Genomic DNA, 11,721 nt, shown 5'->3' on the forward strand with positions numbered 1-11,721 from the left:
GCTTTATACTCCCGACGGAACGTCTTCTCCACGATATAGTTCTGTGACGTGGTGGGAGTTTGAGCATAACTATAGACACAAAAACTCAAAAAATGTATTAAGGTTAGTAATTTTCTCATAATATTATGGCCTATAATTATATTGGTAAGTTTTTAAATAATAGTCTTCAAAGTCTAAGACATCTTTTAGACGTTGGAAGCCATCATACTTATACTCTGTCTTAATACCTCGCGGATCTATCTCACTGCTCATGCCAACCAAAGGTTTGTACGTATATGTCCAAATTTGGGAATTACTAAGCTGAGTCCTTAAGGTTTGGATTGTATTTATAATAGTACCATCCGTAACACTAACAGCGTTTAACTGGTTTAAAAGGGAGTTAGCTGCATTAATATTAGCCTGTGTAGAACCTCCTCCTAAGACCTCAAGAACTTGTTGATAGGTAGCATTCTCTATCTTGGCAACAGGATACTGACCACTATATCCCCATAGATAAACTGTACTCGGTAAATTTTGCTTCTTAACTTCTAATGGATTGCCGTAAGTGTCGTAGATAGGCATTGTTATTACATTTAAAGTATTATTATTTAACACTTGCTTAATGGAATCTAAAACTATCACATTATTATGAACGGAATACTTATTTACAACTCGTTTATTTTCAATGCCATTTATAGATTCATTTTCTTCTAAAAGATAATTAAAATCACGAAGATTATACATCATTAATCCTGAAATATCTTCATCTGTTAAATCACTTGGATATAAAAAATTTCTTACGATTTCTCCATTACCACTTGTCTGTATTATTTCCTTATTTTTTTGAAAGTGCTCATTATAAAAATAATTATGTGTATTGACTACAGAGTCAGTATTTAAATAATTTACAACTCTTAACTCTTTAAGTAAATGCTTACCTACCGAAATACTATATTCACCAGATCTAAAATAAGATTCAGCAGGATATGAATTATTAATTGAAGAATTTACATATTCATATTTGGGTTTTACATAAGCTCTAACTTTTGCTCCATCAAGCTCCCAAGTGTAAGGAACTTCATAAAAATAGTTTTCTTTTCTTTTTAATATTCCATTATTATCAAAGTAAAATTTTGCTTTTACAGTGGGTTTTATCCAATCTCTATATTGAGAAGTATAATAAAGCCCATCAGTATTATAAAATGGCGTTTCCCATTGTTGAACATTTACCGGAAATTTAGTAAAAGTATTAGATCTTAAATTTGAAAAAACACTTAAAACCTCCCCCATGCTGTTAAAGTTAAAATCTACAGATTTCTCCGTGACTTCTTCATAAAAAGTCTTACTTTGTAACTCACTTAATATACTTGAAGAGTAAAAAACATTACGAGAAAAAACAGGCTCATTTAAGTGATATTGTGTAATAAACTCTTCACGAAAATCATTTTCAGTAATATTATACTCAACAAATCCAAAACCTGACTTGTTTTTCCCATAAAAATAATTTTTAGAATGACTAAAACTTTGACTGTTATATTTATCAGCACCATCAAAAAAAGAAATCGACTTTATTCTTATGCCACCTGAATAGCCTGTTAACTTATAATTTGCTATTTTATTCTGCTCATACCTAAATTCTGTTATTCCACCTGTAGGATATTTGATTGTTTTTAAAGAAAATATCCACGGGTTATCATTTTCATATTTATTATCGAAGATATCGTGTCTATACCTCATTTTTAAAGTATTTGCAGGTATATTATATGGAAATGAATTATATGAGTATTGATCTTGCGCATAATCATTTCCGAGTTCGTCATGCAACATCCCATTTCTATTAGAAGATACTTTAATAAACCCCCATTGATCTTGAATAAAATACTTATTATTCAAATCAATATTTTTATCATAATATGTAAATCTAAAGACCTCATTGTGAATGTTATCTGAGCTCCGTACAACTATAGAGTCTAAAAAAATGTAACCTTCTGGGAAAACATATTTTTGAGCATAGAAAAAATCTATTTTCTTTTTTAATTCACCTGAATGATTATTGTTAATTTCTATAGTTTTTATTTTTTTATTTGATTGCTGATTTTCATATTCAATATTTACGACTTCAAACTCTGAAACTATTCTTTTTAAATTAAAAACATTATAATTATCAGTATTATATTGTTCCTGAGGATAATAATCCCAATAATTTTCTGGATGTTGAATTACTCCAGTATAGGCTGGTTGTTTAACTGATAGCGTATATTGAGGGAAATATTTCGTTCTAATATTGCCCATATCATATTCAAAATTAATTGATTTACCATATTTAGTCTTTATTTCATTAAGTCCCCAAGCAGTGATAGCATTAACACCCTGTGTATTTAATGTTTCAATAGGGGGAGTCATACCATTCAAAAGATTTTTATAACCAAAGGAATATTTATTACCATTGTCATCATGAATAAATATTCCTGTAATTCCAGAAGAAGAAGTGGTTTCTTCTATTTCAATTCTATTATTAGAGTGTGTTATTTCTACAGCAAACATTTGGTAACTCGATCTATTTGTTAAAATAAATTTTCCCGAATAATTCGGGTATTGAAAATAAAATTGATCATATTCACCGTCTAAAGCACCACCATTTCTTGTAGGCATATTTTCATCCGGAAAGGGAGTCCTTGGTGTCTTATAATGAAATCTACTTAAATGACTATCTTGGTTTCCTGCCAAATGTCGATTTAAAGAAGACGAAAATTCAATATATTTTGAATCAGGAAGACCATAAATATTCCTTGAAACCCTATAATCGCAACTCAAACTCCAACCAAGTCCTACATTCCCGTCAGATTGACCTAATTTTATTCCAGAAGAATGATAATTTAGACTTATTGGAATATTAATTCCTTTTGATGAAATAACATGTAGTGGAATGGAAATGTCTGGAAGACCGGAGCTAATATCAACAGGTATCTCTATATACTTATTTATTTGTGCGGATATAGGAGATGGTGGTAAATATTCATCCCTCCCTTGTGAATAAGATAGAAGCGTACAAAGTATATACAACAAAGTGAAACACAACTTTAATATAGGTAAATTTAAATAATTGTAATCTATTTTTTTTTTCATAAATTCATTAGATTAATCTAAGTCACTAATATAGTAGAATAATAAAAAATTTAAAAATTTATTATACTTCATAGGTGAGTGTAAATCTAAACTATAGTAATCGATTCACACAAAAGTGCTATAATTGTGAATTCAAATAGGTTTTAACGTTATTTTGTTGAAACAGTGATAGAAAACAAAAATATAATTTTCTTATAATAAATAGTTTTAACTTGGATTTAACCAACCTTTAAAGTTATGATCGCCGTACTACAAGAAAGGTATTGAATAAGACCCTAGAATACGCTGTGTATCTGCATTGTTAATTGCTGGCATAAACTATTTAACGTGAGTTCGGTTTAAGCAGCAAGGAATAATTGCTTTTCTTGCTGTTGAAACTGAATATTTAGAGAAGGTTTTTTAGAGAAGAAAGCATAGGCAGCTAAAGCTCCCAAAATATTCAATAAGAAGTTATTTACAGAGCTGTGTCTAGTGTGTTGTAGTTTGCATATATTCTTTAATTCATCATTTACACATTCAATTATAGCTCGTTTTCGTAGCATAATTTTATCTGTCTGAGAAAGATTTAATCCCTTCATTTTTTTTCTAGGTTTTGTTACCATTTGTATTCCGTTACCCCAAAGAATATCAGCCATAGCTTTTGATATATAGCCTTTATCTCCATATAATTTACCAAAAATATCTTTGGTCATATCCATCATATGTTTTAGGTTTCGGTCGTCAATATTGCCTTTAGTAAGGTAAAATGAAAGAATTTCGCCTTTATCATTAATAATAAGATGAAGTTTAAATCCCTAGAACCAACCTATTGAACATTGTCCTCGTTCGGCTGTATCTCTAAAAACTTTTTGCTGATGAATCCTTCTGTTGTGACATACCTTGATATGTGTAGAATCTATAAAATTGATTCCTACACTCTTGCCCAAGCACTTCATTTTTACAAACAACATAAACACAACAGCACATCGAGGTTGAAGTTCAACAAAGCGATTATAAGAGGTCATGCCAGGAAACAAATCTTTCAAATGAGGTAGTGCATAATGGACATAAAAGGACTTCAGATTGCTAAATTGTCCACTATGAAAAAGAACCATTAAACTAATCAACTCACTCTCACACAATCCAGTTTTACGACATCTTTTTCCTAATTTTTTATCTTCAATTCGCTTTTCTTCTAATATGGGTTGAATTTCTTTGCAAAAATCATCCACTTTAACGAATATTTCTATAACTTTATCTCTCAACATAGGGCTTGATTTAATAATGTATATTATTGATTATCAACTATTTATATGCAAAAATCAAGCCTTTTTTATGTTTTTAATTAAGATTTTTAATCTTTTTCCTTATCCCGAACTCACGTTATTTAGTACTCCACAAAAATGCGACTGATACAACATTCTGTGAAATTGACATCGATAAGGATGAAGAAAAAATTATAACAACATTAAATAAAATCATATCTTGGACTTATAATTCTGCTAAAAGTTGATTATGGCAAGATCTGTATTAGTTTATATTAAATTTACATTTTTATTTTGCACCTTACTATTCTCCACATCTTGTGCTGAATTTGTGGAATATCCACTTGATAATGATAAAATAGAAATTTTAGCACCTACAGAAAATTATATTACGCATGATTCTATTGTCTCTTTTTGGTGGACTACACATGAAGATGCTAAATATTATCGCGTACAAGTGGTCAAACCCAATTTCTCTGCTACAGATAAAATTCTTGTGGATTCCGTAGTATGGGATGATAAATTGGTAATTAGTCTAGATACAGGTACATACAGTTGGCGTGTTCGACCTGAAAACGATGGCAGTGTAGGTAATTTTGTAGAAAGAAAGCTTCGCATCCTAGATAAACCGTAGTATGAAGAATAAGTTCTTGACATACGGTTTGATTGTCACTGTAGTTGGTATTTGGGGCTATGTGATCTATAAAATATTTCAAGCGACGCAGCCCGAGGAAACGGTGGTAGCTATTGCGAAGAATAGGGACATAAAAGAAGAAAATCTCTCATATTATACTATTAAAAAGTTAGATAGCTTACAGTTGAATTACAGGGACCCGATTAATCATAAATCAAATCTTAAGACACTGAATAAAGAACAGACTAAGGCTGCTACGGTTGAGGATAATTATGCCAATACAGAAAATTATAATTATGTAGAACCAGAACCCGAAATTCAAATAGCTTACTTGGGTTTTATTAAGAATGAAAAAACAAACAAAAATACCGCAATACTCCAAATTCAGGATAAGCAGTATATGGTAGGGCAACATGAATCTATTCAAGGAATCAAACTACTGTCAATTCACGATGATTATATTCGAATTAAAACTGCAGGTGAACAAAAGACAATTTACAAATGAAATATAGTTTTATAGCGCTTTTCTTCTACCTTATGTTGGCTAAATCTAATGCACAGACCAACTTAGATTATTATCAAAATCTATTAGGTAATAAAACGATTACCTTACATGATGATTCGACCAATGTAAAGTACGTATTTGATGTTAAAAAAAAGAAGGTGACAAATACAGCAACCAATAGCACATATTATTGGTATACTGCGGGCAAAATTGTGCAAAACCAAGGAGGATATGATGGAAAAATATTGCATGGTGATTTTTCAGCGTTTTACCCCAATAAAAAAATGGCTGAAAGAGGTGAGTTTAAAAATGGACTTAAAACAGGACACTGGCGAAAATGGCGAAACGATGGTACCTTGCAAGAAAGAACTTCATGGAAAAAAGGTATTCAAACCGGAAAATATGTTATATTTAATGAATTGGGCAATGAAATTGAACGTGGTAATAAGAAAAACGGATATAAACATGGAAAAATAATCGTGTATACTTCGAATTCTGCTGCTCCCACCTTTCAATACTTTAATAAAGGCAAAGAAATAACGAAAGAGGATTATATCCAGCAAAATCTATTCAGAAGATCAGGTAACTATATACAAGAACAATGGAAGAAACTGTTCAAAAAGAAGGAAGGGCATACAATGGAAGACTCCAATCCTCAGCCCTCTATCTGACCTTAATTATTTCTTTAATTATTACGCTGATTCTAGGATCGCTTATTTACTTGTTTGCCTTCTATAAGCAACAGCAAAACAAGCTTCTGATTCGGGATATGACTCAAGAAGTACTTTCTTCAGGTATTACCTTAGTATCTTCCAACTTCTTTCCTCTAAGTGATACGGTATTGACCAATTTTATCTACACAGATGACTCTGTACGTATTTCCAAAGAACATTGGGGACTTTTTGATCTGGTAACTGTTCGTGCTGGCTATAAACAAGACACCTTGAGAAAGGCTTTATTACTTGGTAAAGAGTTATCAGATAGCATGGTCATGTATATCGCGGATGAGGACAGAAATATTTCAGTCAGCGGGGAAACGAAAATTATTGGACAAGCGTTTATTCCACAGGCGGGAATCAAGCCTGCTTTTGTGGATGGCAATTTCTATAAGGGCCTAGAAAAAATTGTAGATGGTAAAATATCATACAGCAATCGTGAATTACCAACTGTTAGTACAGAAAGATTGGAAGCAATCTATCAATCTCTTTCCGATCTTGATAACAGCAGTGCAAATCTCTCCTCCATCGTTCAGCAGTCTTTTTTTGAAGACAGATTTCTTATGTATCAATCTGCCCCTATCCTACTTTCGGATAGGAATTTAAAGGGAAAAATCATTATTCAAAGTGATTCCGCCATTACAATTTCCAGTAACTGCAATATCCAGAATATCATCTGTATCGCGCCTTATGTGAAGATCGAGGATAATTTTTCAGGCAGTTTACAAGCTTTTGCAAAAGACTCCATCAGTATAGGTAAAAACTGCGTATTGAACTATCCCTCTGCTCTGGTGTTGAATCCAACAAAAGCAGAACAAGCAAATGCGCTTAAAATCGGAGATCGAACTAAAATAGCAGGAACTATTTTGCTCTATGAGAACGAAAGAAGCATCGTGCCACATCTGGTGGAATTGGGTGAAAACCTAGAAATCGAAGGTGACCTTATTGCTTTTGGCTTGCTGAAATACAAGTCTCCGCTTTATGTATCCGGAAGTACATACTGTTATCGTTTTGTCACACAAACCGTGACCACGATGTACGAAAACTACCTTATTGATGTCACATTTGATCGACTTGCGTTGAATCCCTTCATTGTTCGCTCGGCTATATGGGAAGAAACGCAGCTTAATACTCCTAATCGCATCGTCACATGGCTCAATTAAAAGGGATAAAATTAGCCGCTTCGACGCTGATAGAAGTGATTGTTGCTATGGTCATTCTGCTCGTAGTATTTGCTATAGGAATGATGATTTATGCTAACTTAAACAAAAACTCTTCTACAACAGAATCATTTCAGCTTCGTAAACAATTGAAGAGCCTGCAACAAGCGTACGTAAGAAATGAAATAGCACAAAACTCCATTGTTTTCGATAGTATTGAATATTTTATAGAAACAGAGCAATTAGAAACATTTACTGACAGAATAAAGTTAAAGATTTATGCGATTCGAATGGGTAACAACAAATTGCTGGATAGCCTTATCAGTATACAAGAAGTTAATACAGCACAACAGCAGGATACAGAATAATGCAAAAAGACGGTACAAACAAGCTTCAATCCTTCACTTTATTGGAGATCACCATCGCAATGTTATTGGTGGCTATTCTTTCGGCTTTTGCGTACTATGCGTTTCAAACTTTTCTGAATATTTCCACACAAGAACAGCACAAAAAGCGGGATAGGTATATGGTCGAACTTTTCTTTTCTCGGATGACAGCAGACTGGGCTAATGCTGAACATATTGGCTATAGCGAAGGTGAACTGCGTATTCGTGACACGGTGGGTGAGATTAATTACCGTATGCAAGACTCGCTGATTTTACGTGAGCAGTATGCACTACAGACAGATAGTTTCTTTCTCCGACTTTCGGTACAAGAAGTAAAATGGCTTCAAAAAGAGGGTTTCCAAACTCCACTATTACAAAATCTATTAGGTTTTGTGTATTTTAAAGGACAAACAATTCCAATAGAACTTACAAAATCATATTCTGCTACACAAATTCTGAACAGCACTAAAGCGAATCTCGATGACACAAATTGATATATCATCTTACAAACGTAATAAAAAGGAAAAAACCAATACCCCCAATTCTTCTTTTGATATATTGGTGTTGCTCAATACAGATATTTCCTTTAGCAGTGGACAACTACCGGATCGTAAAAAGGAAGAGTTCTATTTGGAGCTAAGTATGCTCCTGCTTTCTGGGGTGGATCTAAAGACGGCTTTTGATTTGGTACTGATTGATTACAAAAAGAAAAAAGAAGGACAAATCTTTGAGAACATTCGCGATACAGTGCTAAAAGGGGATGCACTATCGGAAGCTATACGCAAGCAGAAAGGAAAATTTAGCGATTACGAATATTATAGCCTACAGATTGGTGAAGAGACGGGGAAGCTCGGTGAAGTACTCCAAGAGTTAGCGCAATATTACAAAAGTAAAATAGCACAACGTCGTAAGATTGTCTCCGCACTCACCTACCCTATTATTGTCTTATGTACCTCCTTTGGCGCAGTATTCTTTATGCTTAAGTTTGTCGTGCCAATGTTTGCCGATGTATTTACACGCTTTGGGGGGCAGCTGCCGTGGATTACAGCTTTTATCCTAAAAGTTTCCAACTTTATGGATCAGTCGTTTTGGTATGGTGTATTGTTCCTATTAGCTGTATCGGTTTTTCTTTATCTAAACCGAAAGAAAACCTGGCATAAAAAATGGTCTTCTACCTTGATACTGAAACTACCGCTGGCGGGTGATATGGTACGAAAAGTGCATTTAGCTCGATTTGCTAACACCATGCGCTTACTAGTCAGTACCAATACACCTTTACTACAAGCTATACAACTGGTTCGACAAATGTCGGATTTCTACCCTATACAAGTGTCGCTAACCGAAGTGGAGCAACTTATACTACGGGGTAAGAGCCTGCATGAGAGCTTAGCGAAATTCAATTTTTACCCTGGTAAAATTGTACAACTCATCAAAGTAGGAGAAGAAGTCAATCGCTTGGATTTCTTCTTCCAGCAAATATCGTCACAACTCACCGAAGAAATAGAATACAAGACCTCCACTATATCCAATATTCTCGAACCACTTATTATTATATTCCTTGGTTTGGTTGTTGGACTAATTCTAATTGCGATGTACCTTCCTATGTTCCAAATGAGTAATAGTTTTTAAAAGACTAATTATATGCAAGCACTTTTATGTATTAACGATTATTGTATAGTGAAGTTTGATCATCTTAATCTAGCTATGACTAACAATTTAATATAGTATTATAAATTCTTCGAAATCTAACTCGTATATCATTAATGATTTTAATTACGCTTCTAATTACTTAAATTTAGATAAAGTAATGTTTCCCAAATAATCGTCAAAACCTATTAAATATCCATTTTGAGCATATAAAAAAAGATAAGTATCCAAATCTTTTTCCTTTAAATTTAAATTATTTCTAAAAAACATTCCATCAGCGGTACTAGTTCTGGTTACCATCAAATCAAAATTATTTTTATACTTCCGAAGTATTGAATTATTAAGTGGTAAACATACTTGATTTTTTATTCTTTTCTTTGATAAAAATAAATCATTAACGTACTCAGAGGGGGATATTATTTTATTAGTATTTAAATAACCATTCAAAATATCCGTATAAGTTAATTTAGAAAAAGTACTTTCATTATCACATTTGATATAAAAAGTGACATTTCCAAAAGTTAAAGAGGTAGGATCATTTGACGCTATACTTAGCTGCAAATCCTCCGATAACCTATCATTATAACACTCAGAAAGGAAAAGGGATGGTCGCAGGGCGATCTGGCAAAGCAGAGCGGCCTGTCCAGGGAGATGATCGGCAAGTACGAGCGTGGAGAGGCCGTACCCTCCATCGAGGCGGCCAAGAAGATCGCTTCGGCACTGGGCGTAACGCTGGACTACCTTGCAGGTGAGGCCAGCAGCGCAGCCTTCGACCGCCGGACGGTGGAAAGGATACAGGATATTGAAAAGCTCAGCGAAAGCGAAAAGGAGCACGTATTTGCGCTGCTTGATGCATTCCTTGCCAAGAGCAAGATGCAGGCGATACTCAAATAGAACAATAACGCCCAATCCGATAAAGATTGGGCGTTATGAATTAAACAACAAACATTTGCCAAGACCAATATTTGCCATAAAATAATATATACAAAAGTAATAATAGCAAAGGGAGGGCAACCATTGTCACCTTTATAATTCGATTTCCGATCTTTAGCTTTTCGGTACTCCTCAACTCCTTTATAGAATAAATAAGAGTAAGCAAAGTTAATACAATTGGGATTAGTGCCAATAGTGTTCCCCAATTTAAAGACTCTTCCTCAAAGATGCCAATGGTAAAACCTATATCAAATGGTAAAAGCAAGAGTACCCCTATTAAACCAAGGATCAAACCTACCTTTCTTTTGATAACAAGAATGGGCGAAGCTACAGAAAACAGTATTACAGCTCCTACAAGAGCAAGTATAGGTGCATAATTACTAAAACCTGCAGAAATACCGAACAGGAATAAGACAACCCAAAAAGTCATTAAACCTGTGAATAGATATAGCAAATAAGTCCTTATCATTGCTGCTGAGTTGATTGTGATGTAAAGCGTTTATTCCACTCTTCAATAGTATAAGTTGTTTTCCCTACTTGTACACCTGTAAAGTTGCCCTTCTTATCTGTTGTAATGGTAAAATTAAAACTGGTAATATCCCTTTTATTTACTCTAGGAAGTTCTGTAAAAGGGCCTGTATTTTTTCCAACACCTTTTGCAATCTGCCCCACCCCGATGAAAACATTATTCCCTTGTGGATCAGCAATAAAAGCCTCAGTACTTGGAAAATTATCCCCCTTTAATGATCCGCTAATTGATAGTGTTCCGGCTTTCTTATTTTCAGTAATCGAAAAATCAGAAAATACATCAATATCCGGAGTTCCTGAAGGAGTTTTCGGATTAGCTGCCGCTGCATGATATCCAAAATTATAAGTCCTATTATCACCATCTTGGGCAAATGACCAATCCCCATCGTTCTTTAATACTGGAGTCGCTGTTCTTGCTCCTTCCGGACTGCCAGTTCTATAAGTAGGACTACTCCATGCTTTACTTGTAACTAACATCTTATCTGTATCAAAATTAATTCTTTGATGAAGACGTGCTGTTGCTGCTGCACTGGTAGAATATCCTCTATTATCACCATGAAACCCGAAGCCAAAAGATTTAAACGGAGCAAATGCCCTAATAACAATAGGATAAGGAATCAATCCATCTATATCAATAAATCTTATGGGATTATTGAATGCATAAGTATAGGGAGACCATGAAAGCATCTTCTCAGCCAGCGGATCCACCACATTCCATCGTCCGATCTCAGCGTCGTAGAACCTTGCCCCGTAATCCTGCTGATCGCCTAGCTCCGATTGTACTTCCTTACCATTGTAAAGATACTTATTTATTCCTGCTTTTAGGGTTCTCTGTTTTCCAAATGGATAGTAATCCGTTTGTT

Annotated in this window: 12 protein-coding genes and 1 pseudogene; 8 read left to right on the forward strand and 5 right to left on the reverse strand. The window is 34.0% G+C overall.

All coding sequences use genetic code 11. From position 1 onward, the window contains the following. Window positions 1-123: 123 nt before the first annotated feature. Window positions 124-3,105 (reverse strand): hypothetical protein, encoded by a 2,982-nt coding sequence (locus FLS47_RS15175; RefSeq protein WP_149915193.1) that lies wholly within the window; start codon window positions 3,103-3,105, stop codon window positions 124-126. Between the two features lie 338 nt (window positions 3,106-3,443). Continuing rightward, window positions 3,444-4,352 (reverse strand): annotated as a pseudogene (locus FLS47_RS15180) (IS982 family transposase). A gap of 247 nt (window positions 4,353-4,599) precedes the next feature. Between FLS47_RS15180 and FLS47_RS15185 the strand changes: the two are divergent. The 7 genes from FLS47_RS15185 to FLS47_RS15215 are packed head-to-tail and all read left to right on the forward strand — an operon-like array spanning window position 4,600 to window position 9,379. Next, window positions 4,600-4,983 carry a hypothetical protein gene (locus tag FLS47_RS15185; protein ID WP_149915194.1) on the forward strand — a complete coding sequence of 128 codons (384 nt, stop codon included), beginning with the start codon at window positions 4,600-4,602 and terminating at the stop codon, window positions 4,981-4,983. 1 nt (window position 4,984) lies between these two features. After that, on the forward strand, window positions 4,985-5,488 hold the full coding sequence (locus tag FLS47_RS15190; RefSeq protein WP_149915195.1) for a hypothetical protein: 504 nt from the start codon (window positions 4,985-4,987) through the stop codon (window positions 5,486-5,488). After that, window positions 5,485-6,159, forward strand: coding sequence for a toxin-antitoxin system YwqK family antitoxin (locus FLS47_RS15195; protein ID WP_149915196.1), 675 nt, complete (start codon window positions 5,485-5,487; stop codon window positions 6,157-6,159). The genes FLS47_RS15190 and FLS47_RS15195 overlap by 4 nt, the downstream gene beginning before the upstream one ends. After that, window positions 6,090-7,367 (forward strand): hypothetical protein, encoded by a 1,278-nt coding sequence (locus FLS47_RS15200; RefSeq protein WP_149915197.1) that lies wholly within the window; start codon window positions 6,090-6,092, stop codon window positions 7,365-7,367. Before FLS47_RS15195 ends, FLS47_RS15200 begins: the two co-directional genes overlap by 70 nt. Then, a complete protein-coding gene (locus FLS47_RS15205; RefSeq protein ID WP_149915198.1) occupies window positions 7,355-7,732 on the forward strand; it encodes a type II secretion system protein in 378 nt (125 codons plus the stop codon). Before FLS47_RS15200 ends, FLS47_RS15205 begins: the two co-directional genes overlap by 13 nt. Beyond that, window positions 7,732-8,244, forward strand: a complete 513-nt coding sequence (locus FLS47_RS15210; protein WP_149915199.1) for a type II secretion system protein — start codon at window positions 7,732-7,734, stop codon at window positions 8,242-8,244. Before FLS47_RS15205 ends, FLS47_RS15210 begins: the two co-directional genes overlap by 1 nt. Further along, on the forward strand, window positions 8,231-9,379 hold the full coding sequence (locus tag FLS47_RS15215; protein ID WP_149915200.1) for a type II secretion system F family protein: 1,149 nt from the start codon (window positions 8,231-8,233) through the stop codon (window positions 9,377-9,379). The genes FLS47_RS15210 and FLS47_RS15215 overlap by 14 nt, the downstream gene beginning before the upstream one ends. A 156-nt stretch (window positions 9,380-9,535) precedes the next feature. On the opposite strand, the gene FLS47_RS15220 is transcribed toward FLS47_RS15215, so the two are convergent. Then, window positions 9,536-9,958, reverse strand: a complete 423-nt coding sequence (locus tag FLS47_RS15220; protein WP_149915201.1) for a hypothetical protein — start codon at window positions 9,956-9,958, stop codon at window positions 9,536-9,538. A gap of 21 nt (window positions 9,959-9,979) precedes the next feature. On the opposite strand from FLS47_RS15220, the gene FLS47_RS15225 reads away from it, so the two are divergent. Beyond that, entirely contained in the window at window positions 9,980-10,291 is a 312-nt protein-coding gene (locus tag FLS47_RS15225) for a helix-turn-helix domain-containing protein (protein WP_223225336.1), read from the forward strand. Between the two features lie 40 nt (window positions 10,292-10,331). Here FLS47_RS15225 and FLS47_RS15230 read toward each other — a convergent pair whose 3' ends face one another. After that, a complete protein-coding gene (locus FLS47_RS15230; protein ID WP_149915203.1) occupies window positions 10,332-10,760 on the reverse strand; it encodes a hypothetical protein in 429 nt (142 codons plus the stop codon). Between the two features lie 35 nt (window positions 10,761-10,795). Continuing rightward, window positions 10,796-11,721, reverse strand: a 926-nt coding sequence (locus tag FLS47_RS15235) for an RHS repeat-associated core domain-containing protein (RefSeq protein WP_149915204.1), incomplete at its 5' end; no start/stop codon positions are given.

It is taken from the genome of Sphingobacterium cavernae (assembly GCF_008520265.1).
GTDB lineage: Bacteria > Bacteroidota > Bacteroidia > Sphingobacteriales > Sphingobacteriaceae > Sphingobacterium > Sphingobacterium cavernae.

Excerpts from the sequence above, each read along its gene's own strand:
- FLS47_RS15175 (WP_149915193.1), bottom strand. The coding sequence starts at position 3,105 with ATGAAAAAAAAAATAGATTACAATTATTTAAATTTACCTATATTAAAG.
- FLS47_RS15185 (WP_149915194.1), top strand. The coding sequence starts at position 4,600 with ATGGCAAGATCTGTATTAGTTTATATTAAATTTACATTTTTATTTTGC.
- FLS47_RS15190 (WP_149915195.1), top strand. The coding sequence starts at position 4,985 with ATGAAGAATAAGTTCTTGACATACGGTTTGATTGTCACTGTAGTTGGT.
- FLS47_RS15195 (WP_149915196.1), top strand. The coding sequence starts at position 5,485 with ATGAAATATAGTTTTATAGCGCTTTTCTTCTACCTTATGTTGGCTAAA.
- FLS47_RS15200 (WP_149915197.1), top strand. The coding sequence starts at position 6,090 with ATGGAAGAAACTGTTCAAAAAGAAGGAAGGGCATACAATGGAAGACTC.
- FLS47_RS15205 (WP_149915198.1), top strand. The coding sequence starts at position 7,355 with ATGGCTCAATTAAAAGGGATAAAATTAGCCGCTTCGACGCTGATAGAA.
- FLS47_RS15210 (WP_149915199.1), top strand. The coding sequence starts at position 7,732 with ATGCAAAAAGACGGTACAAACAAGCTTCAATCCTTCACTTTATTGGAG.
- FLS47_RS15215 (WP_149915200.1), top strand. The coding sequence starts at position 8,231 with ATGACACAAATTGATATATCATCTTACAAACGTAATAAAAAGGAAAAA.
- FLS47_RS15230 (WP_149915203.1), bottom strand. The coding sequence starts at position 10,760 with ATGACTTTTTGGGTTGTCTTATTCCTGTTCGGTATTTCTGCAGGTTTT.